The 24,837-nt window shown below is 42.6% G+C and carries 14 protein-coding genes; 9 read left to right on the top strand and 5 right to left on the bottom strand.

Annotated features, from left to right (window positions below):
* Positions 1 to 2,166 precede the first annotated feature (2,166 nt).
* The 3 genes from AC1DFM_RS26130 (at position 2,167) to AC1DFM_RS26140 (ending at position 9,268) form a co-directional block, all read left to right on the top strand.
* The gene (locus AC1DFM_RS26130; protein WP_477079713.1) at positions 2,167 to 3,990 is read left to right on the top strand and encodes a type VI secretion system Vgr family protein; all 1,824 of its coding nucleotides are present in this window, start codon (positions 2,167 to 2,169) and stop codon (positions 3,988 to 3,990) included.
* 224 nt (positions 3,991 to 4,214) lie between these two features.
* On the top strand, positions 4,215 to 8,120 hold the full coding sequence (locus AC1DFM_RS26135) for a PAAR-like protein (protein WP_477079714.1): 3,906 nt from the start codon (positions 4,215 to 4,217) through the stop codon (positions 8,118 to 8,120).
* Positions 8,117 to 9,268, top strand: coding sequence for a hypothetical protein (locus tag AC1DFM_RS26140; RefSeq protein ID WP_477079715.1), 1,152 nt, complete (start codon positions 8,117 to 8,119; stop codon positions 9,266 to 9,268). Before AC1DFM_RS26135 ends, AC1DFM_RS26140 begins: the two co-directional genes overlap by 4 nt.
* 205 nt (positions 9,269 to 9,473) lie before the next feature.
* Here AC1DFM_RS26140 and AC1DFM_RS26145 read toward each other — a convergent pair whose 3' ends face one another.
* Entirely contained in the window at positions 9,474 to 10,205 is a 732-nt protein-coding gene (locus tag AC1DFM_RS26145; protein ID WP_477079716.1) for a carboxypeptidase-like regulatory domain-containing protein, read from the bottom strand.
* 161 nt (positions 10,206 to 10,366) lie between these two features.
* Between AC1DFM_RS26145 and prs the strand changes: the two genes are divergently transcribed.
* The 5 genes from prs to AC1DFM_RS26170 all read left to right on the top strand — a co-directional run bounded on the left by prs (position 10,367) and on the right by AC1DFM_RS26170 (position 17,837).
* Positions 10,367 to 11,299, top strand: coding sequence for a ribose-phosphate diphosphokinase (gene prs, locus AC1DFM_RS26150; protein ID WP_477079717.1), 933 nt, complete (start codon positions 10,367 to 10,369; stop codon positions 11,297 to 11,299).
* Between the two features lie 114 nt (positions 11,300 to 11,413).
* The gene (locus AC1DFM_RS26155) at positions 11,414 to 11,860 is read left to right on the top strand and encodes a GNAT family N-acetyltransferase (protein ID WP_477079718.1); all 447 of its coding nucleotides are present in this window, start codon (positions 11,414 to 11,416) and stop codon (positions 11,858 to 11,860) included.
* 133 nt (positions 11,861 to 11,993) lie between these two features.
* Positions 11,994 to 15,506 carry a SusC/RagA family TonB-linked outer membrane protein gene (locus AC1DFM_RS26160; RefSeq protein WP_477079719.1) on the top strand — a complete coding sequence of 1,171 codons (3,513 nt, stop codon included), beginning with the start codon at positions 11,994 to 11,996 and terminating at the stop codon, positions 15,504 to 15,506.
* A gap of 11 nt (positions 15,507 to 15,517) precedes the next feature.
* Positions 15,518 to 17,008, top strand: coding sequence for a SusD/RagB family nutrient-binding outer membrane lipoprotein (locus AC1DFM_RS26165; RefSeq protein ID WP_477079720.1), 1,491 nt, complete (start codon positions 15,518 to 15,520; stop codon positions 17,006 to 17,008).
* A 112-nt stretch (positions 17,009 to 17,120) separates the two neighbouring features.
* Positions 17,121 to 17,837 (top strand): DUF2490 domain-containing protein, encoded by a 717-nt coding sequence (locus AC1DFM_RS26170; protein ID WP_477079721.1) that lies wholly within the window; start codon positions 17,121 to 17,123, stop codon positions 17,835 to 17,837.
* Between the two features lie 164 nt (positions 17,838 to 18,001).
* Here AC1DFM_RS26170 and AC1DFM_RS26175 read toward each other — a convergent pair whose 3' ends face one another.
* The 3 genes from AC1DFM_RS26175 to AC1DFM_RS26185 all read right to left on the bottom strand — a co-directional run bounded on the left by AC1DFM_RS26175 (position 18,002) and on the right by AC1DFM_RS26185 (position 22,854).
* Entirely contained in the window at positions 18,002 to 18,490 is a 489-nt protein-coding gene (locus tag AC1DFM_RS26175; protein ID WP_477079722.1) for a YcxB family protein, read from the bottom strand.
* Positions 18,491 to 18,510: 20 nt separating this feature from the next.
* Positions 18,511 to 19,011 (bottom strand): hypothetical protein, encoded by a 501-nt coding sequence (locus AC1DFM_RS26180; RefSeq protein ID WP_477079723.1) that lies wholly within the window; start codon positions 19,009 to 19,011, stop codon positions 18,511 to 18,513.
* 558 nt (positions 19,012 to 19,569) lie between these two features.
* On the bottom strand, positions 19,570 to 22,854 hold the full coding sequence (locus AC1DFM_RS26185; protein ID WP_477079724.1) for a vitamin B12-dependent ribonucleotide reductase: 3,285 nt from the start codon (positions 22,852 to 22,854) through the stop codon (positions 19,570 to 19,572).
* Positions 22,855 to 23,166: 312 nt separating this feature from the next.
* Here AC1DFM_RS26185 and AC1DFM_RS26190 point away from each other — a divergent pair, with 312 nt between their 5' ends.
* Entirely contained in the window at positions 23,167 to 23,928 is a 762-nt protein-coding gene (locus AC1DFM_RS26190; RefSeq protein WP_477079725.1) for a phosphoglycerol geranylgeranyltransferase, read from the top strand.
* A 111-nt stretch (positions 23,929 to 24,039) separates the two neighbouring features.
* Here AC1DFM_RS26190 and AC1DFM_RS26195 read toward each other — a convergent pair whose 3' ends face one another.
* The gene (locus tag AC1DFM_RS26195) at positions 24,040 to 24,768 is read right to left on the bottom strand and encodes a LytR/AlgR family response regulator transcription factor (RefSeq protein ID WP_291920193.1); all 729 of its coding nucleotides are present in this window, start codon (positions 24,766 to 24,768) and stop codon (positions 24,040 to 24,042) included.
* Positions 24,769 to 24,837: the final 69 nt, after the last annotated feature.

Consider the following 24,837-nt stretch of genomic DNA (forward strand, 5'->3'; position numbering starts at 1 on the left):
TCCATGCAGTGCGCGGCGAAGGCAACTCGTCATTGTTGGGTTAACAAACTGTTTACGAGAACAGGTTGCTTTCGTCACTATAAATCAAATAATCACACACTTCATTCTAACGTGAATTTGTGATGACTGYCRCCTCGCCGGACTGATGTAAAAATCCATGCAGTGCGCGGCGAAGGCAACTCGTCATYGTTGGGTTAACAAACCAGGCAAGTAACATCCCGATGCACTCACCAAAAAATGCATACATTTCATCTTTACCAGGGACACATGTGATGACTGCCACCTCGCCGGACCGATGTCCACTTCATGCAGTACACGGCGGAGGTAACAGGTCATCGTTGGGTTAACACTAGCTACAGGATTATTCGGTACTTGAATATCTAAACAGAATAATATCATAATCATAAAGACATAATTTTATCAGTTATTATCTAACGAGTAGTTTTAAGTTCAATAACAATTAACTATCTGAAATAACCCATGCATACATACCACCTTTTCTGATTTAATGATAACCGCCTTACTGCCATACACAGCACAACATACTACACACAGTAAGGCGATACATCACTACTGGGCTAACAAAAGTTAATACTATAACTACAAAGACTATACGTAGTATGAATGGGACTATCACACATAACACTTCCCAATTCGCAATCCACTCAACGAATTAACTACAATGGTAATGGCATGAACATCACTATCACACATAGCACTTCCCTATCCGCGAATCACTCAACGAATCAACTACCGCAGTCACGGCATAAACATCACTATCACACATAGCACTTCCCTATCCGCGATCCACTCAACGAATCAACTACAACGGTCACGGCATGAACATCACTACCACACATAGCACTTCCTATCCGCGAATCACTCAACGAATCAACTACCGCAGTCATGGATATCCTACCTTATCAACGACAAGCACTATAAGCAGTGTATACCGAAAACTTTTGGATAGTCACCCATCAACTATGAAATGCTAACTTGATGATATCAGCCCTGGCTACATCTATACACCAATCCTTACCACATGCAGCACAGGGCTACACATCATCGTTGGGTTAACGAGGTCAAGTTGTTTAAAGTCAAATAATCTAAATACCGTGACAGTATTAATACAGTGTCTTTCTTTCTAAGTATTTTCATAACAATTATTTACATAGCTTTCATCAAGCCTGGCCTACGGGCTTCGCTAAATTTCCGGTCTTTCAAATGTAAAGAGATCCTCTTATTACGCTTGCTCAGCGTAGACTCATTCAGGCACTAAAAGGTGCTTGATAACTGGTCGATCAGGATACTTCCATACCACCTCATAATTTGATTTTGGTTGCATTAATTGCATTTTCGACAGATTGTACATTAAATTTTCGCCTTTTTTGGGTTACAAAAGCGCCAGAATACATATTCTTCTGAGGCTATCTATTATACTAAATTATGTCAGATCAATTACCTAACAATAATTTCAGGGATACGCTACTTTTTCGCCAAGGTTAACAAATGTCATACAACAACTACCTCTCCTTCCGTATCAGTAAGCGTAGCCGAACAGCCTACCTTACTAATATTTCCAAATGGCGTCTACAATAACGCTAACTATTCCATTTAGTTCACAATATCAATTTTCACGTCAACGTTAGTTAAGTTATTCCTTGATACGCATTCCCTATCAACCCAAAAAATATGATCAGATTTCTCTTCCCACGGCTCGTTTCAATGAGTCGAAAAAATATACAAACTACTTCCAGGTTTCCCTTTGGTTTGTCTGATACACATACATTGGCTAGCTGATGGAATGCTTGCTGCGATAAGAGCTTTGTCTTAAAAGCTCGCAGAATACAGGAGAATAAAAGATTATTCTCGTTTTTTATTGATGAGCGAAATTATATTTTTTTTCAACAAAACAAAAAACTTATAAAAAAATATTTCTCACCACAGACTATCCACACGATAAAAACCCAATACAGAAAAGGATTTCACAAGTATAAAAAAATATTTAAAATTTCAATAAAAGAATATTATTTAAAAATTTTAGGTAGGATTCTTAATTATTTTTTTTGAAAATAAAATTATTTACCTAATTTCGATTACATGTTTGTTTCCCAAACAACCATATCCTCTCCCAAAGAAATCCTCAAGCCTGTTAATCATCAAAACATGACCATATTCACGAAAACAACTGTATCTGTAGGAACGCAACAATTCGAACAATTCCAATTTCTTCACCTAAAACAATCCATGACAACGCATCATGAATTTGAACTGGGCATTGGATACGACTGGCTGTTCCAACAAGGATCAAATCCAATAGCAGCGGGAAAATCACTGCTTGGAAAGGAAATCAACATCAGCATTCAACCGATTGAAACTACCTTACATGTCAAACCGCTTTCATTCAACGGCATCATTACCAACGTAAGCGCCGGCAAAGAAAAAGATGGCATCACCGGTAGCTGTATTTTACGGGGAAACAGCCCAACTATTCTGCTTGCAGGGAATCCACATACTCAATCATTTGAAGAGCAAACACTATCAACGATTGTTCATGCCGTTTTTAAAACCAGCTACCCCGTACCAATGAACCCACATGTCAATCCTGTGATCATTCATCCACTAAAGTATACTGTACAATACAAAGAAACAGGGTTCGACTTCCTCCATCGCCTCTCCGCACGCTATGGAGAGCCATTCTTCTATAACGGGCAACAAATTATATTCGGACAATACAAACCTAAACGAACACTACTCACTCACCAGGAGGATCTCTCTGAATTTCAACTCGAATGCAAAATATTACCTGGTAAGCAATTACTTCATGCCTATGAATACAGGCTACAACAATTCCTGGAAGAAGAATCAGACAAACTTGATCTACCCTCCTGCAATACTTACTCACAACAGGCATATGATCTAAGTAATAAATTCTTTGCGCAACCTGGCTATTACAAAGTTCCGTTCGCGGTTTCAGGTAATGCCAGCGCCGAACTGACAGCGATTGCCAAACAATATCAGCAATCACGCCTATCTCAAATGGTTTTTATAAAAGGGCGTAGTAATAACACCAGTTTACAACCGGGGAACATCATCAATATACGCGAGAAGTGGATCACCAATGAAGACCACGGAGAATTTGTACTGACCACACTGGAACATCATTGCAATGGAAACGGGAACTACTACAATACCTTTGAAGGTATTCCTGCGGATGTAGCCACTCCCTCCATGCACCTGCATAATACACCTTACTGCGAAGCACAAAGTGCGATAGTAACCGACAACTTCGATCCTAAAGGACTTGGACGAATCCGGGTAAGATTCCAATGGCAAAACGGTGCTACACCCTGGATCAGGCTACATCAACCGCATGGTGGGCAAGACAAAGGCTTTTACTTCATTCCGGAAATAAATGAAGAAGTATGGGTCGACTTTGAAGGAGGAAATCCGGAAGCGCCCTACGCTACCGGTTGCGCCAGCAATGGAAACTCCAGGACCAATTATGGAGATGACATGAATAATGTAAAAGTAATTAAAACCCGTAGTGGCCATACTATTCGCCTTGATGACACCAGCCAGCAGGAACACATCATCATTTCCGACAAAGGAGGTAATACAATCACGATGGATACCCATGGCCAAAACATTTCCCTCTCCRCACCAGAAAATATTAAAATAACAGCGCGGAATATCAGCCTTTGCGCCCTTGAAAACATGGATGCTCAAGCCGGCTTTCACATGACACATACCGCCGGGCAAAATATGACCCACTGCGCGGGCGATTGCTTAAGCCAATATACCGTAAATGACTATCGGCTAACTGCTACTAATATCACGAAAACAGCACTGGAAAACATAAACATACAGGCTAGAGAAATAGAGAAAAATGCAGCAGCCATAACGGTAGCAAGCACCAAAGATGATATACTACTCCACGCGGAGCAAACTGTCAATATTCAAAGTAGCGAGAAATCTAAACTTTTCTAATCCCCAACATCATGCACCACAACCCCACTGGCAACATACTCGTAATCTGCAAAAATTATACAGAAACGGGTAGAAACATCCGCTGGCATAGCAGCGGAGAACTCTGTATTCATTCCGGAAAATCGGTTATCGTGAATGGCAGAAAGAATGGAATACGATTCCGAAAAAAACACCAATAATCCATTCTGTAAACTAACCATATCGTCATACTAATAACCTGTAAAATGGCTGATAAACATTTTGTAGTACAGGGAGCCATCTGTAAATGTAGTTTCGGCGACACCAGCAGCCAACTACAGGTGACTACTGCCACGGAATATATCAACGACTATAGCGGTACCACTAAAGCCGTTGCCAGTACTAAAGAAACGGGCCATCCGTTCCTGCCTCCCACATTTGGCATGTGTAAGCTGTCTCATAATACCTGCATCCCTGCTATCACAAAATGGCTGGATTATTCCTCCAATATTACACTTTCCAATAACGGACAAATACTCACGGAAGACAGTAAAGCCGTTTGCGCCGTATCCGGAAGTCCCTGTATCAGCATCCGCCATCACGGCCAAACCGTTACTGTAGACACGCTATCCGGACAAGAAACATCCAATGAAAGCACATCTGCCCTTAATCCACTGGTGCCGGTAAAAGCACCCGTACAGGAGCTGCCAGGAATACGCAGCATTAGCCTGGAACTGAAAAATCGTACTCCAGCAAATACTTATAGCAGTTGCAACATAAAAGACAACACGCCCCCGGAAGTCATCGTAAGAATTAACGAGTCCTTATTCTTCTATGTAAGCCAATATGATAATCCGGGGAAAGCGGACGAATCTTTGGTTAGCTGGAAAGTATACAACGATCATAACAACAATACCACATTACTTTCCTTTGAAAAGCATGGCCCCTCGTTAAACCTTACGCTAGACAAAGCAGGTAAATATCGTGTTACTGCTTACGGCGAAGAACAAAAAGGTAATAAGGCCTACCTGGATATTACTGCAACCCTTAATCACCTGAAAGATGAATTGATAATAACAGGCGGGATGTCAGATATACCGACAGACAAAACACATCTGTTGAAAAAAGGTACGCCGGTGAAAATAGCGGCGGTATATGAAATAACGCCTCCTATTCGGTCGGAGCGCCAAAGTGTTTCATTTCAGATTGCCGATACCTGCAACAATATCATCGCTATTTCAGCTACAGATAGTATAAATTTCACACCTCCCAATACCACTGCAACTTATTTCGTGAGTGCTATGATGTGTAGTGCTCAGTATACACAAACAATTACCCATACTTTAACCCCCGAAAAACAAACAACCATATCGAAAACCAATCATTTGATCAGACCCAGGACATCCCTTCAATTGCATGTCGATGCAGTTATACCTGGTCCCTTGCAATGTTTGGGTAACACTGCATCCACTCAATGGACGCTGAACGGAAAAAAACTAGGCATCGGTTCTTCCATCACAATGGACGGCGATACTCATTTTACTCTCCCAGGCAAATATCTTGTCGAAGCCCGTTTAAGTTACCCAACATCAGGGACTTGCTCCACCGAAATCGTAAAGCAAGGTTCCTGGAAGCTGGAAGTGAAAAACAACGAACTACTATCCATCAAAGTAATCAACGGTACGACCAACTGGATAGTCGGTAAATGCTATCAACTCTCCGTCAAAACATTAATGCCTTATGATGATACACTGGATGGTCCTATTATGTGGACACCATATGGTGCAGGTAGTACCATACTTCAAAATGCGATAGCTACGCAGCCCGGACATTTCTCCGTAACTGCGAGCCTGGGCGCGTCAAAACAATCACTGGAAATCAACGCCTGCTATGCCACCATCAGCCGTTGGTGCTTCGCAGATCTGGAAGGAATTTACAAACCATCCGCAGGATGGCGTGAAAATATCAATATTACGATTAGCGCCCCTATGGCCGCTAATGAAAAGATACGTATACATCTGCTGCAAGCCAATCTGGCCAACAGCATATACCACATCAAAGACCTTGGATCGGTCTCCTTTGATGGAACTGGCGAATTGAAACTGAATATCAGCATCTACAGCCTGAAACCATTACTAACCACACTGAGTTTTGAATGGGACACTTTCAACTTACTGTTTGCTATCGAACAGGTAGCAAACAGTATCCAGTTTTCTAATATGAAAACCATCCAATGCAACAACAAAAAGTACTGGTTTCCTGAAATACAGAGCAATAAACGAAATGCGGAAACAGGAAAATCCCTTCGCATAAAAGCGACGAAAGAAGTCATTGCCGTAACGCTATATGATAGTCATAACTATCCTGCCTATAAAGTATACAAATATGGAGAAAAGATAAAAATACATATACAAACCAGTAATCTGGCAGGTGAGAAACTACTATTACAAATATGGGAAAACAAATTTCTCGACGAAGACCAGTGCCGATACAGCAATAACATCACAATAAACAACGATGAGTTATGTAATGCTGTAATAGATACAGGCATACTAAAAACCGGCAACCCATTAGAAGACAATTTCTATCGTTGCTTCTATGTGGTAATCAAAACAACCGGCAGCAAATTCTTATATCCCGCCGAAATAGCGGATGCCAATATGTTAAACCCTAATAGTGTCAGCTTTTATMAGCATATTAAGCTGTCTGACAGGTTGGATCGACTTCTGAATCAACTTAGCCGGAAGAATGCACCAGCTATACTCGGGGAATCTTTAGCAGCGGATACGCTCCTCAAAGAATGTCCCGCATGTAATGAAAACATCACATTGGCACAATTGAAAACCATGTTTCCACAAGCTAACAATACAGACCTGTTAATGGTAGCAGATACTTACAACCGTTATATGAAAGCTACAGGAATGAATACCTGCTGGAATAAGGCGCATTTCTTTGCCCAGGTAGGTGTAGAAAGTGGTCGGGCACTTCATATCAGGCATGGAGAAAATTTCAATTGGTACTGGGAAGATTTATGCAAACATTTTTCCCCATTCAACACCGTCGAAGGAAAAAAGAAAGCGAAAGAATGGGGGAGGAGTGTAAGAAAACCAGCTATTCCCGGCGTAAGCGATGTAAATCAGGAAAACATCGCCAACTACGCATATGGCCCCGATACAGCTACCGGTAAAATGCTGGGTAATACCTCCAAAGGAGATGGATGGCATTTCAGAGGCCGTGGACTTATACAGATCACGGGTCGCGATGCCTATGCTTTTGCAAATACTTATACCAATAAAGAAGAAGCAGATATCATCAGACACCCTGATCTGGTATCTACAGACATGAAAATAGCAGTTCTTTCTGCCATGGCATTCTGGAAGTGGAAAGGCATACAACATCTGGCTAACCGCCAAAAAGAATCGACAGGAAAAATCAGCCAGGCAGTTGGCAAGAGAATTATATCAGGGGGAAAAAGCAATTATGAGGAAAAAAACGAGTTCTTCAAAAACAGTACTGCTATTGTGTTCCGGGTAAGGTCATGCCAGTTTTCAGAAGCTGCCGCAGGAAATTTGAACCGCTATGTTATACATGCGGATACCTTCTTCTATAAATGTGTCGAAGCTAATCCTGACAGCAACAAATATCAATACGATGTATACCAATCCAATCGCTTGATAAAATCATTCCATCTGGAGAAGAATAAACATGGTCTTCTCCCATTTCCGGAAACCGGCCCTAATTGGGGACGATATGGCGACAGAGATAGTGGTGGTGATAACTATATCGCTCCGCACATAGCAGCGCCACTGTTTGGATTTTTTTATTCTTTACCCAAAAACGGATACAAGGAAATGCTATATTACAATGATATTTCCGCGAGTAATAAACGGAATATTGGACACATAGGGCATATTGATGGCAATGATATTGATATTAGATATCCTGGCAGTAGCAACAGGAGAGGAGAAGTGCTATGGAGCGAAGCCAGGAAAGCGTACGGTTCCAAACAGGAGTTTATTAATGTTCTGGAGAATATACTTTCAATTGCTAAAAAATGGGATTTTGAAAAGAATTATGCCTTTACTGAAAAAATTAAAAATACTTTAGGTAAGTCAGTGGAAGTACACCAGAACCACTTTCATTTAGGGCTAAGAAAAACTACAGCAAAATGAAGTCATTACAAACAACGTTTACTTTTCTTGTAATATTCCTTTTAACTAATTGTCAACTGAGGAATAAAAAGGCTCCTGAAGCTATTGAGAAAGGAAATATTGCAATCCCCGAAACAACATACAGTATGAATATTGATACCATCAAGTCTCATATGGAGTTCCAAAAGCATATCGAAGCTACAGAAGATGGAAATCCTCCAACATACGTTTATACAGATAAGGATGTTGACATTGCATTTCCTATCATCTCTCAGGGCCTGAAAGATAATGGATTTAAAGTTCTGGACGACTCTAGCTTTCAAAATAAGATAATCAGCATTTTCKGAGATATTTTCAACCATAAAAATTCGTTGATTAAATTCCATAGCAGTTTCATAACAGTATTAGACACTACAGAAACTACTACTGGAGGGGAATTCGATTACACAGTCGAAAACATCTTTATTTCTCCGAAACATAAATGCCTAACGTGGGTTCCGCTTCTAGGCGACTTTGTAGAACTCACCGACAGTAATCACTATAAAATTGATCTTCATCCAAACATTATTGCCCGCAACAAATACCTTTTCAACAACAGTCAACCCGATCTTGCTCAACTCCTGCATGAAGACACATACTTCCTCAAAACACTGGTCAAATCATTCGGCTACACCAAAGAACCTAAAATCAACGACCTCGTCATGAAAGATTACCTCGACCTGGACGAGGATCGCAGGAGCTTCGTAGGAGAAATCATCTTTGTAAAAAACGCGGCCGGTGTACTGGAAGTAAAAGAAGAACTCTTACAATGGATTACAGATCATACTAGTATTAACGACAATAGAATGGCAGATGCGCTGAGTTCATATGCTATTGCACTATACGATGAGTCTTATAATACTTTTCTTAAAGTTAACGCCTATCATTTTTCCCGGGACGAAAAAAGAAAAATTGCTGCTTACATTGCCAATACATACGATCCGCTCTATCGCCGATTCGTAGTTCAAAACCCAAGAATATGGCCTGCGGATGGCGTATTAAACAGCTTCTTGATAGATGATAGCGGAATGGCCGACTACTTCAAACAACACGATTACTTCTCGTTACCTGCATTAAAAATGGAAATGGAATTACTGAATAATAATATTACGATTGATGCTACCCAATGATATAGCAGTTTCCGGTGCAAAGCAATACAGGGCGGAATAACAACGTCGTAGGGTAAAGAGCAATTGGTATCGGTTTAGTACATACTGCTGGAGCAACTGCGTGTACAGCGTAACAATCGAATATATAATTATATGTATTAGAAGTATATACAATACATTATAAACAAGTACGCCACGCTAATATCGCGTGGCGTAATTAATTTCTTTAAGGTTCCTTCCTGGCAGCTTTCTCTTTCTGATAAGTTTCAAACGACTGCTTAATATATAACATCAGGTCATATTCTGAAGCACTATTAAGAAACTGGTACCCCGGTCGGTATTTATACATAAAGGAATCCAGCTCGGGACTTTGTAATTTGGTCATTTTTTCCACTAATTCAGGAGAATAGCGATAATCAATATATTTTTCCTTCTCCCAATAAAGCAACTGCTCATGAAATTGCTCCTTCCGTTTACGGACCTTACTGGGCACCAGATAGGTCAATGCTGTAATAGGATTAGCTGGCAGGGTTTTCAATACATCCACAGCCCCCGGCTTGTGATAGTTGAAATAACGCCCATATTCATCACGTAAAGCCATCGAGTCATTACGATAGYTTTTTCMCCTCACATTTACCCCTTGTAACTCAAACAATCGCTTCTCCATGTATACGTTCTGCGTGGAAGATAACATCGGTACGATGATTAGTTTAGTCGCATAACTTAACATGGAAAACTCCAATGTATCCCCTGGGATAGCTTCCATATAATAACGGCCACTTTCATTACTGAGTGCTCCCGTCATGGTCCTTTTGTTTACGATGGAAACAAAAGGCAATCCCGTTTTAGTCTCTTGATCCGCCACCATACCAGACAACCGCACCTGTGCGACAGTGACCTGCATGCCAATGAAAAAGAAAAAAAACAGTGCTCCGATATATACTGTAAAACGAATCATGAATATAGTAATCCTTCAAATTTAATGTTCCACCCGCTAATGAAAAGTTAAAAAACAGGGGAAACGACAGTGCTCATGGACAAAAATATTAATTATCAACGTTATAAATATCCCTTCAATCACTTATTTTTACCATTATCACAGATATATCTGTAAAAGTCATGCCACAGAAGATCATTTTTGCCACACAACATTACCAGTATCTAAAAAACAAGATCCTGGCTATCACAGGAAATACCTGGGAAAATGGGGAATTAGAGATACGTGATTTCCCCGATGGGGAACATTATCACCGTATACTGAGTAATGTCAGCAATAAAGAAGTGATTTTAATTGGTGGTACTATTGACGATCAGGCTACCCTGGAGTTATATGATCTGGCCAGCGGATGTGTACAACTAGGTGCCTATTCGCTCACTATCATCATTCCTTTCTTCGGGTATTCTACTATGGAAAGGGCAGTGAAATACGGAGAAATCGTAAAAGCGAAAACGCGCGCCGTATTATTTTCTTCTCTTCCCAATACCTCACGGGGCAACAGGATCGTGATGATCGATCTCCATGTAGATGGCATCACCTGGTATTTCGAAAACGATGTACGCCCGGTTCATTTATATGCAAAAGAATTTGTCATGAATGCTGCATTAGAACTGGCTGCAGGCAACCCTTTCGTCCTCGCCAGCACAGACGCCGGCAGAGCAAAGTGGGTAGAATCTCTCGCCAACGATATGCACGTTCCTGCCGCCTTTGCTTTTAAACGCCGTCTTTCCGGCGACGAAACAGCCATCACCGCCATCAGCGCCGATGTGAAAGATAAAACGGTGATCATTTATGACGACATGATCCGCACCGGTGGCTCACTCATTCATGCCGCACAATCTTATCATGACGCTGGCGCCGCAGATATCTGTGTAATTACCACCCATGGCATATTTGCAGGTAATGGATTTGAAAAAATCAAACAAAGTGGCCTCATTAAAAAAGTCATTTGCACTGATACACATCCCAACGCACTCCGTATAAACGACGACATGTTACAGGTAAAATCAGTAGATCAACTCATTGTCAGCTACTTTAACTCCCAACATCCCTGATTCCCTGTTGGCAAGCTATTTGTCTTCCCGACAATTGTAAGTAAAGTACTGTAGCAAATCAACTACTCACTTTGTAATTGATTAAATTTCCGTACATAACAATAACAAAAAAATATGCTTGATTTTCGTATACTCGAGTACGGTAGTTGTGACTATCATACCATGCTGGATCTTCGTAATGAAGTACTCCGAAAACCACTGGGACTCAGCTTTACAGCAGAACAATTGCAGCAGGAAATAAATGATATTTTCATTGCAGGGTTCACTACCCTCAATGACAAAGAGATCCTGGCAGGTTGCTGCATACTTACACCAATAAGTGAAAACACTGTACAGCTGCGCCAGATGGCCGTTTCACCAGCCCTACAAGGAAAAGGAACCGGCAAAGAAATTATCTTGTTCGCAGAAGCATATGCACGTAAAAACAACTTCGATATACTTACCATGCATGCCCGCAAAGAAGCCACAGGCTTCTATCAGAAGCTTGGATACGATTTTTGTGGAGAAGAATTTACAGAGGTGGGCATTCCGCACTACGAAATGAGGAAAAACCTGAAATAATATTTTTTTTGCTTTTGCAACCCATTGTAGAAGCCCGTTTGATTGTATTGTTATATTGATGATCAAGCAATATAACAATAGACAGTATAGGATTCCTGTCAAAAAATTTTGTAACCAAATCTTTAATTATACAATGAGAAGCCATGTACTAGCCTGGTCGGGGCTGTGCTATGCCTTTTTCTGCTATACCTCCAGCAGCGCATACGCAAAACCCGAAGGGTATCTATCCGCCAAACTGCCAGCTGATACCACCGTTCCGGTAGTGATTAAGCCTGCTGCAGCTGATACCAGTGTAAAACCCAGGCAAGATACCGCTGCCAAAGCGGCTCCTGCACAGGATACCACTAAACCTAAACAGGACACTTCCAGCAAATCTGTTCCTGATACCACTAAAACTACTACTGCTAAACCGAAAGAGGATACCGCCCTCATCCTCCCTCCAGACCCAGCTACCGCAAAAAGTGAAGTGGGAAAATTCTCCCTCAGCGGAACTGTGAAGGATGATAAAGGCACCCCGATTCCAGGCGCTATTATCCGCAATAAAACAACTAAACTCAACGCACAATCAGATCCTGCAGGTAGCTATACTATCAAGGCGGGTATCAAAGATACCATCCTGGTAACAGCTCCCACTTTCGGCGAACAAACAATTCCCATCGAAAAAAGAGGCGAACTGAATATCACCATGGTGCCTTCTAATGCCACTAAAAAAGTGTTGGGAGAAGTAGTAGTCACCGCCCTCGGCATTAAAAAGAATCCCCGCTCAGTAGGCTATGCCATACAGGAAGTTAGCGGCAATGCGGTACAGGAAGCCAAAGAAGTCAACTTCGTCAATGCCCTTACCGGCAAAGTTCCTGGCGTACAAATCAGTAGTAACACCGGATCTATGGGTGGTGCCAGTAAAATCACTATCCGTGGCGTAAAGTCCATCCTGGGCGATAACAACGCCTTCTTCGTACTCGACGGTGTTCCCATGATGAATAACGTTACCAATGATCCCGGCCAGCAAAACGGTGGCGGTGGCTACGATTACGGTAGCCCCATGCAGGATATCAATCCGGAAGACATTGAAAATATCTCTGTCCTCAAAGGTGCTGCTGCGACAGCACTCTATGGAAGCCGCGGCGCCAACGGTGTGTTACAAATTACCACCAAAAAACGCCCGGATGTGGAAAAAGGAATTGGTGTTACCTACAGCCTCAATGCTCAAATTGACCAGGTAGCTGTTCTTCCAAAGTACCAGAATATGTACGGCGGTGGTAATGCCGGAAAATTCGATACCCTGTATTATAACAAACACCCTGAAGGGTTCCTCAATGAACAAAGCGCTACTTACGATGATAACAATGGCAAAGGACGTTATGACCTCATGCCACAATATGCAGTAGATGAATCTTGGGGACCAAAACTGAATGGACAAATCATCCGTCCTTATTGGTCATGGGATAAAAATAAAAACAACCCGAACTTCGGTAAAACCGATACCTGGTCAGCACATCCTAATAATGTAAAAGACTTTTACAAAACAGGTTTTACACTTACCAACAATATCGCTATGGCTGGTAGCAACGATAAAGGAAGCTTCCGCCTGTCATACGGTAATATGGATCAAACATTTGTTTTGCCGAACGCTACCAACAAAAGAAATAATCTTTCCTTCAATGGTAGCTACGAATTAACGAAAGGCGTGAGGGCAGTTGCCTCCATGAATTATACCTCCTTAAAGGTAAAGGGCCGCCCCGGCACCGGTTTTACTGGGCCCAATCCAACTTTACAATTTACCATGTATGGTCAACGCCAGCTGGATATAGCAAAAGAAAAGAACTACCAATACAGTGATGGTTCCCAGATTAGCTGGAACCGTCGCGCATGGGATGATCCAAGTATTTCATCCAGCAACGGTCCATACTGGAATCGCTACATGGATTACGAAACAGATAGTCGCAACAGACTGTTTGGATCTGTCGGCCTGGATGTAGATGCGACCAAATGGCTTTCCTTCTCCGGCCGCGTATTTATGGATGACTACAATACACTCGAAGAAGAAAGAACCGCAAAAGATTATTCAATTGGTGGATATATCAAACGCGTAAGAGGCAACCGCGAAATGAACTACCAGTTAACAGCAGATATCAAAAAAGACTTTGGTAAAGATTTCCAACTGAATGCTACCGTCGGCGGAAATATTATGCATCGTCAATGGACGGTTACTGGTGGTAGCACAGTCCAGGGCCTGATCACCAAAGGTGTGTATAACCTGCTCAACTCTGTACAACCAGCACAGGCGATTGATCAATTCTACGAGAAACAAATCAATTCCGTTTTCGCTACGGCCAACCTGGGATATAAAAATCTGCTGTTTCTCGACCTGACAGGACGTAGTGACTGGTCATCTACACTGGTAAAAGGTAATAACCAATATTTCTATCCTTCTACCTCCCTCTCTTTTGTTTTCTCAGACCTGTTGAAGGACTGGAAGTGGCTGTCATTCGGTAAATTAAGAGGTAGCCTGGCTGCAGTAGGTAATGATGCGGACCCTTATCGTATTTACAATACCTACGATTTCGTTCCGCCCTTCGGTAGCAATCCAATTTCTCAGTTCTCATACACTTTGTATAATCAGGATCTGAAACCAGAACGTACTACGGAAGTGGAAACCGGCGTAGAGTTGAAGTTCCTCGACAATCGCATCGGACTTGATTTAACTTACTACAGACGTGTCACTAAGGACCAGATCATTACATTGGCGTTACCCACCGCTACCGGATTCACGGGTGCTTATGTAAATGGTGGCAGCGTGGAAAACAAAGGAATTGAATTAGGCTTAAACCTAAATCCCATCCGCCTGAAAAATGGCTTCCGCTGGGATATCAATGCCAATATTGCCCGCAACAGAAACAAGGTGCTGGACCTGAATATCGCACAGTACAATACTTCCCTTTCCTTCCTGACCATTGGTACCGACCGTCGTACACAAAAGGTATCAGTGGTAGGACAGGTTGGGGAGCCACTGGGAACTATTCGCGGTACTGATTATACTTATCTCAACGGACAAAAAGTAGTGGATGCACTTGGACGTTATGTACCCAGTGCAATCAAACCTATCGGTAACGCCTATCCGGACTATGTAGGTGGTGTTACAAATACCTTCTCGTATAAAGGTATTTATCTGTCTGCGCTGGTTGATTTCCAACACGGAGGCGACTTCTTCTCCTACACTAACCTGTACGGAAACAAGTCAGGTTTGCTGGAATCTACTGTTGAAAACGGGATTCGTGAAAACGGGATTATCGTTCCGGGTGTAACCGCCGATGGTCATCCTAATACCACAAAAATTACAGCGCAGGATCATTTCAACTATAACGGAGGAAATGTAATTAGCAAGGCTAATTTGTATGATGCCAGCTATATCTACCTGAGAGAAGCTAAAATTGGTTATAACCTGCCGGAGTCATGGTATAAGAAAATTGGCGCTCAGGCGGCACGTCTTTCTGTATATGGCCGTAACCTTTGGTTAATTAAATCCAATGCACCTAATGTGGACCCGTCCAACATCCTCAACTCTGCATCTAATGTGCAGGGTATTGAAGGAGGGGCGTTGCCTTCACTCCGGTCTTATGGATTAAACCTGAACGTATCATTCTAAATTTTGTGACGATGACTAAAAAGATTTTAAAATATAGCAGCTTAGGAATCCTGATGGTTTCACTGGCAGTCACTGGTTGTAAAAAACTGGATGATATGAACCATGATCCTACCAAACCAACTACCGCTGAACCACAATATTTGCTCACCGGCGCGCAGAAAAGCACCATGGATATGCTTTATAGCGGATTACAGAATGGCTTCATCGCCATGAACTATGCGCAATACTGGACGGGCAATTCCAGAACCAATGATAGCCAGTTTAATCTTGATGAAGGTAACAACGCTGCTTTCTKGAACACATTGTACCGCGTATCATTGCATAATTTGGACGATCTGGTAAAACAAAATAATGCGAAAGCAGACCAAACCGGTGTGCCAAATCAGAATGCAATCGCCAAAATTACCAGCGCTTGGATTTACCAGATCCTGGCAGACACCTATGGTAATATTCCATATTCGCAGAGCTTCCAGAGTACTACGAACATTACGCCTAAATATGATGACGCTAAAACCGTTTATAGTGCCCTGATCGACACGTTGCAGGCCCAGATAAAAGTGCTGGATATTGCGCAGATCAGCTTCAATTCCGGAGATATTATTTACAAGGGAGACGTAGGAAAATGGAAAAAACTGGCTAATTCACTGTTGCTCAGAATGGCCATTCGCATGGTAGATGCCAACCCGGAAAAAGCCAAACAGATCATCGAAGCGCATTATAAAGATGCTTTCAGCAGCAACGATGATAACGCACAATTCCAATACCTGGATGCAGCGCCCAATCAATTTCCTTACAATGAGTCTGCTCGTGCTATTATTGATTTCTCTGTAAGTGCCACCCTGGTTAATTACATGAAAAGTGTAAACGATCCGCGTCTCAGCATTTACGCGCGTCCTTCTAAAGACGACAAAGTTTATAATGGAATGCCATACGGCTGGGCTGCATCAGATACCAACAGGCTTTCACAAGGTCGGTACTCGTTTCCTGGCACGCAGATCTATAGCGCTACAATGCCGGGTATCCTGATGGCCTATTCGGAGGTGGAATTCATTTTGGCTGAGGCTGCTGCAAGAGGCATGCAAGTAGGAGATGATGCTGCTACTCACTATGCAAAAGGTATCCGTTCTTCCATCAATTACTGGCGCCTGCTCTCTAACAACAAGGACATTACCGACGCGGCTGTTGAAACATATATTGCTAATGTGCCTTATGTAGCAGCTGACTGGAGAAATGTAATTGGTACGCAGAAATGGCTGGCGCTTTATCCGCAAGGCTTTCAGGCATGGTTTGAAAGAACCAGGCTCCATTTCAGCAAACCAGGCGGTCAACCCTTATTCATTGCACCTGTGTCTGGCTCACTGGACCCAAGTGTCACCATAGTGCCCTATCGCTTAACTTATCTGATATCTGAGCAAACACAGAATAAAACTAGCTACGACGCGGCGGCGGCAGCTATCGGAGGCGACAAAAAAGGGACAAAACTGTGGTACAATAAATTTTGATACAACAATCAACTATAGCTAAACAACAATCTATCGGCGCCTGCATCTGCAGGTGCCTTCTTTTTTTAGCCCCGGTTTGCTTATCTTTAACCCCTACCTATATTCAGCGATTATGAGGAAAGTACTGCTCACAATGGCTCTGATGGCCATTGCCCGTTTTGTATCAGCACAGGATGTCACACATGCCTACCAAAACTGGTATACCTATTTTGGTACCGCAAAAATCAACAGTAAATGGGCAGTTCCATTTGATGTACAGCTGCGTATCAGAGATGGTATCAGCAACAAAGGTCAACTCTTGATACGGGGAGGATTACAATATGCTGTCACCAAACAGGATTATATGCTATTAGGCTATGCCTATGTGCCCACTTATAATGGGGTTAGCAATACCTGGTTACCAGAACAGCGGATCTTTGAACAATATATTCATAAGGCCCAACACCTTGATATGACCCATCGCGTACGATTAGAGCAACGCTGGGTGTCTCAACCTTCCAAACCCGGCGCCCATGGTGCTATCGGCGATTGGAAATATGGTAACCGCGTCCGTTATTTCAACCGCACACAATTTGCTATTAAACATAAAAAGGAAACAACGCCCTTTTATGTTGCTCTGCAAGATGAAATTTTTCTGAATCTGTGGGGAAATGATATCAGCAACCTGTTATTCGATCAGAACCGCTTCCTGGCGGCATTCGGATATCAGTTTAATACCAAACTAAAAGCGGATATCGGGTATATGAATCAATTGGTACAAGTCACTTCCGGTGCCAAAACAATGAATCACATCCTTCATTTCAGCGTGTTTCAAACAATTGATCTATAACTTTATTTTAAAAATTTAGGGAGATGGATAACGCGTTTTAGCGAATCTTCCGCCGCAATCAGTTATCCATCTTTCTAAATTAAAAAATAAAAAATCAGTATAATCAGTCTGATTCTGTACAAAGACAAAATCCGCGCTGATCATCTACCATAATAGCTTTCTGCTTATTTGTAATTACTGAATTTGCCCTTTAGCATACCAATGAAATGCTGATACGCCTCCTCAGTGGGAAAGGCACTGATGGGAATCAAAAAGAAAGTTTTTTTGTCCCTGTATAGAAAGAAGAATTTCCTGGTTTCCACTACCTGGGAAAAATTGCTCCAACTAATGGCCCGCTGGTGCTCACTCGCACGCGTAGATATTAACAGTCCTTCGTCAGAATAATTAAGTTGTATACGGTCTTTAAAAGTAGCTGCTTTATTATAAATGGAAACGGGTAGGAGATACCAGAATACCCATCCTAATATTAGGATCATGAGTACAATACCTGTAAGGGCGCTGGGAGTTACTACGCGAAAGAAATAACCGGTTAAGGTGGCTAGCAGTAGTATAATGAGAGTATTGCGGAAGACTTTAATCTCTCCTCTCCGCATAAAATGATAGCGCAATGCATGCAGTACCTCCCTCTTATCGTAATTAAACTCTAAATGCATTATCGCCTGGCAAAACGATTTTATCTGTTAACTGAAATCGACATAGGATTATCCATTTCATCACGCACAGTAACAGGTGCTTCTTTCTTCCGGCCGCGTTTTACATTAGACAGGTCGTCTTCGCCGAAACCAGGGAAGTTTTTCTTGATGAACAGAAAATATTGTTGCAAGGTCTTGGGATCTACCTTAAAAGGGAAAGCCAATTCCTTACCGCTTCCTTTAAGGAAGTCGTTAGTATTTAATTTGGTTTCGTTTTGTAAATACCATTTGTACAAATCCACAATAGCTTTTTCCAACTCTCCCTCATCAACTTTCTCCGCTGTTTCAACCCGTGGAAACATTAACACAAATTCTTCTACCCGTACAGGCTTAGAGTTACTAGTGTTCTTAGAGTTATTCCGGTTATCGTTGTTGTCACCGTTTTTATCTCCGTTCTTATCCCCGTTATTGAAACCAGTGTTGGCATTTGCTGATGTGACTGCGGCCAAAACAACCAACAGCATTAACAACAGCTTTTTCATAAGGTGTCAAATTTTCGAGTCTAAAAATACAATTATATTTTGAGATTTCTAGCAGATAAAAAAATATGCGTAAAAACACGCAAAACCTCTTAAAAAAACAAAAGCAATGGGCKAACCATTGCTTTCGAGAGTCATTTACAGTGCATGAGGAGTCATGCGGTGTAGGAATATTTGGTTTTTCATAGGACAGTAACCATAATAAAAATTAATACAATAACAAATATAATAAAATTATATCGTGAGGTGGTAAAAAGTATAAATATTAGAAAAAATCAAATATTTGAGCGCGTAATTATAAAAGCTGCAACAAAATCGACTTAAACAGAAAAATATCAAATGAGAAATATGGACAGTGAAAATTAGAAGAGCTTCTTATGTCCAAAAAAGAGAGATAAAATCAGGTGTTTTCTAAAAAAAGTAAGGGCGCCTAGAAAAGCGCCCTCAATTTGTTACTATCCTATGAAAACCCTATTTGAATACAAAGGTAAGGGCATGTTATTTTTCTTTGAAATTTTAAAGGCACAATAACATATCATTAACAAGAAGTTGCAACATCAATCAGCTACAACCCATGCTGGTACCGCAATTCAAACATTTATAACAAGTTCCGGATCGCACTGTAATATGTCCGCAAGTATGACATGCAGGCGCATCGCTTTGCATACTTTTCAGATAATCCTGTGTAGTATTCTCCTGCTGAAACCCACTGACAGCCTGAGCTTTGGCTACACGCGGCACCGCTCTTGCGGCATTGTTTACCGGCGGTGGAGCAGGCGCGTCCTCCCCGTCATCTTCCCCCGTATTACCAGGTGCATCTAACACATGCACCAGATCCGTACGTCCCAGATACTCGTAGCCTAACACCCGGAAGATATAATCGATCAGTGAAGTAGCCGATTTAATATTGGGATGATCTACCATGCCAGCCGGCTCAAATCGGGTAAATACGAACTTGTCAACAAATTCTTCCAGCGGAACGCCATACTGCAGTCCCACAGAAACCGCTATTGCAAAGCAATTCATCAAACTACGCAAAGTAGACCCTTCTTTCGCCAGGTCAATAAAGATTTCTCCCAACGTACCATCGTTATATTCTCCGGTACGCACAAAAATTACCTGTCCACCTACATTCGCCTTCTGTGTAAAGCCGCCACGCTTCGACGGTAAAGCCTGCCGCTCCACAATCCTGGATAACTGACGTTTCAAGGTGGTATCTCTGCTGGCCAGCATCCGCTTATTCACTTCTTCCAACAATTCATCTATACTCAACTCATTCAAATCGGTCACTGTAGCGGATGTTGTCACATCTACCTTCTTTTTCTTATCACTCTTATTACTCAGTGGCTGACTTAATTTACTGCCATCCCGATATAATGCGCAAGCCTTCAACCCCAGCTGCCAGCTAAGCTGGTAAGCATCAGCTACCTCTTCTACCAATGCTTCATTAGGTAAATTGATGGTTTTGGAAATAGCTCCTGAAATAAAGGGCTGTACCGCCGCCATCATCCGGATATGCCCATGCGGGTGGATATAACGCACGCCATGCTTACCACATTTGTTGGCACAGTCAAACACCGGCAAATGCGCTTCTTTTAGATAAGGAGCGCCTTCTACCGTCATCGTACCACACACAAAGTCGTTGGCAGCATCCATTTGAGCATCTGTAAAACCAAGCTCATGCAGCAAACTGAATTCCAGGTTATAATATTCTTCCGCTTTGAATCCCAGCCGCTGCAAACATTCCTCCCCAAGGGTATAAACATTAAAAACAAAGGCGATATCAAAGGAAGAAGTGACTGCCGCATCCAGCTTCTTCAGCTCTTCTCCCATAAATCCCTTTTCACTGAGCGACTGATGATTAATATAAGGCGCTCCCGCGAAACTGCCGGTTCCCCTGGCATAATCCACAATCGCTTTGATTTCATGCGCCGTATAGCCCAGATTCTGTAAAGCAGTGGGGATAGATTGGTTGATAATTTTAAAATATCCACCACCAGAAAGCTTTTTGAACTTCACCAGGGCAAAGTCGGGCTCTACACCGGTAGTATCGCAGTCCATCACCAACCCGATAGTACCTGTAGGCGCTATAACAGTTGTCTGCGCATTGCGGTAACCATACTGTTCTCCCAGCTTCACCGCCTCATCCCAGGCTTTAGTGGCTGCTTTCAGCAAATAATCTGCACAATAGCGTGCGTTAATGCCTTTGGGCTTTATTTCCAGCCCATCGTAGGCCTCTACGGCATCATAAGCGGCTGCCCGGTGATTACGCATTACCCGCAACATATCAGCTTGATTGGCGGCATATTCCGGGAATGTACCGAGGTGTGCGGCCATCTCCGCAGAAGTAGTATAAGCCACACCGGTCATAATAGCGGAAATAGCGCCGGCGATCCCCCTTGCCTCCTCACTGTCGTAGGCAATGCCACTCACCATCAGCATAGAACCGAGGTTAGCGTAGCCCAAACCCAACGTGCGATAATCATAACTGAGCTGCGCTACCTCTTTAGATGGGAATTGCGCCATCAACACAGAAATCTCCAACACCACTGTCCACAATCTCACCGTGTACTCAAATCCGGGAACATCAAACAGGTTGCGCTTATCATCAAAGAATTGCCGCAAATTCACGGACGCCAGGTTACAAGCCGTATTGTCCAGAAACATATACTCTGAACAGGGATTAGAGGCATTAATACGCCCTCCCTGCGGACAAGTATGCCATTCGTTAATAGTCGTATCATATTGTGTACCTGGGTCAGCACAGCGCCACGCGGCGTAGGTAATCTGATCCCACAAATCCTTTGCCTTCACTGTTTTAACGGGTTTCCCGTTAGTGCGGGCCCTGAGGTCCCAGTCGCTGTCCGTTTCCAGCGCACGGAAAAAGGAATTAGGAACACGAACTGAATTATTTGAATTCTGGCCCGACACTGTTTTATACGCTTCTCCCTCATAATCGGCGGAATAGCCAGCTGCAATCAGTGCTGCCACTTTCTTCTCTTCTTCCACTTTCCAGTTCACAAAGTCCATGATCTCCGGATGATCCAGGTCAAGGCACACCATTTTAGCGGCACGCCGGGTGGTACCACCTGATTTAATAGCACCAGCTGCCCGGTCTCCTATCTTCAGAAAACTCATTAATCCACTGGAAGTTCCTCCTCCACTTAATTTCTCTCCATCAGCCCGTACCTGGGAATAATTGGTACCCACCCCGGACCCATATTTAAAAATACGTGCTTCCCGCATCCAGAGATCCATAATGCCACCGTCATTCACCAGGTCATCATTTACACTAAGAATAAAACAGGCATGCGGCTGAGGGCGCTCATAAGCAGAGGTAGATTTTTCCAGCTTTCCAGTGTGTTGCTCTACATAATAATGCCCCTGGGGCTTGCCTTTTATACCGTAGCTCTCAAATAATCCCGTATTGAACCATTGTGGGGAATTAGGCACACAAGATTGGTTCAACATGCTAAAGCTTAATTCTTCATAAAATATCCGGGCATCCTTTTCAGTAGCAAAATAACCATATCTCTCTCCCCAGGCACGCCAGCAGTTGGCCATCCGATGTACCACCTGCTTTACAGAAGTTTCCCGCCCCGATGTGCCATCGGCCTGCGGTACACCCGCTTTCCGGAAATATTTTTGCGCCAGAATATCAGTAGCTATCTGCGACCATGCCGCCGGGACTTCCACGTTGTTCATCTCAAATACAATGTCGCCACCAGGATTACGTATAACAGAGGAGCGGAGCTCATACTCAAATTGATCGTAAGGACTCACACCTTCTTTAGTAAAATGACGGGAGAACGCGAGACCACTAGTACTATTGACTGGATTTTTCATGCCCATGACTTTTTCTTAAGTGATACAAATGAGTTAGTAATGCGGAGTACTCTAAAATTAATTTTTAAATGTGGGGCTCATTCCATTTATTTTGCACAGATTGTGGATAATTGCTCAAACAGTTTGCCAACACGATTGTTATACCCTCAAAAGAAATCCGGCTTAAAATTTGCCCTTAACAAAAAAATTTGCAGTTGTATAACATATATGAAGTTCATGAATAGATAATGAATTGAATGCTTATTTATATAGCACTGTGTGTTATTAATAAAAATATTATACATTTGCGACAACCGGAACAATGCGCTATTGATGTACAATAACATATACACTTCGTTCATCGAAAGAAAGGCTAAAAAGGAAAAGGCATTCGCGGTTTTAATTGATCCGGATAAGGTTACACCTGCCGATATCATAGAAATTGCTGCCAAATGCACTGCTGCCAAAGTCGATTATATCTTCCTTGGAGGCAGCTTGGTGATTTCCGATCATCTGGATGAATGCGTACAACAGCTGAAAGCCAGCTGCGATATACCCGTTGTATTATTTCCCGGTAGCCCCTCTCAGGTATCAAAATATGCTGATGCCCTGCTTTACCTGTCTGTTATTTCCGGCAGAAACCCCGAATTGTTGATTGGCCAGCATGTGGTATCTGCAGCTGCCGTTAAGAAAAGTGGACTGGAAGTAATTTCCACCGGCTACATGGTAATCGATGGGGGAGCACCTACTACCGTATCTTATATCAGTAATACCACTCCCATTCCGGCAGACAAGGCAGATATTGCCATGTGTACCGCCATTGCGGGTGAAATGCTGGGAATGAAAGTAATATATATGGATGCTGGCAGCGGTGCCCGCGTACCCATTACCGAAAGCATGATTAGCCGCGTAGCCAGCCAGGTACAAGCCCCCATCATTGTAGGTGGTGGTATCAGAGACGCCGAAAAAGCCTACCTGAACTGCAAAGCCGGCGCCGATGTCATTGTGGTAGGTAACGCCATTGAAAAAGATCTCTCCCTGATAAAGGAACTTGCTGACGCCGTACATTCTGTAAGCAGAAAGCAGAAAGCGTAAAGCAAAAAGCTATTAAAGCGAATGACCAGAGCGGATAAGTATTCACAAATACTCGCTCTGGTCATTCGCTTTAATAGCTTTTTGCTTTACGCTTTCTGCTTTTAGCTCTTTTTAAAGACTCATCATTTCTTTGAACTTTACCGCCTGTCTGCGGCTCACTTCAATTTTTTCTCCCCCACGCATTTCCAACAGTAAGCCGCCATTGAAGTAAGTATCAATCTTTTCGATCATCCGCAGATTCACGATATGCTTACGGTTGGCACGGAAAAAAGTACGTTCATCCAGTCTTTCCTCCAGTGCATTCAGTGACTTCAGGATCAAAGGCTTGTTGGTTTCGAAATACACACGGGCATAGTTCCCTACGCTTTCAAACAAACGTATCTCCTGCAGTTTCACAAACCAGCAGCGATCCCCGTCTTTCACAAAAACCTGGTCATTTTCAGACAGTAAATTGCGAATTCCCCCGGTAGCAGCCAGGCGGTCCTTCTCATCCTGCTGATGCAGCTTATGAATGGCATCCGCTAAACGCTTGGGCTCTACCGGCTTTAACAGGTAGTCCAGCGCATTGTACTCAAATGCTTTCAAAGCATACTCATCATAGGCGGTAGTAAAAATCACCTGCGGTGTTTTCTCCAATTCTGCTAACAAGTCAAAACCAGTCTTGTCAGGCATCTGGATATCCAGAAACAGTAAATCAGGATGCAGCGTTTCTATCTTTTCTATACCATCCTTCGCATTCACAGCTTCTCCYACCACCACTATTTCCGGGTGATCTGCCAGCAATTTCTTCAATTCACTCCTGGCCAGGCGTTCATCATCTATTATCAATGCTTTTTTCATTGGCAATATGAAGTTTGGTTGATGATTTAATTAGTTAAATAATAATAGCCATATCCGCTTTGAAGCAGC

The sequence above is a fragment of the Chitinophaga sp. 05T412 genome, from assembly GCF_056396465.1.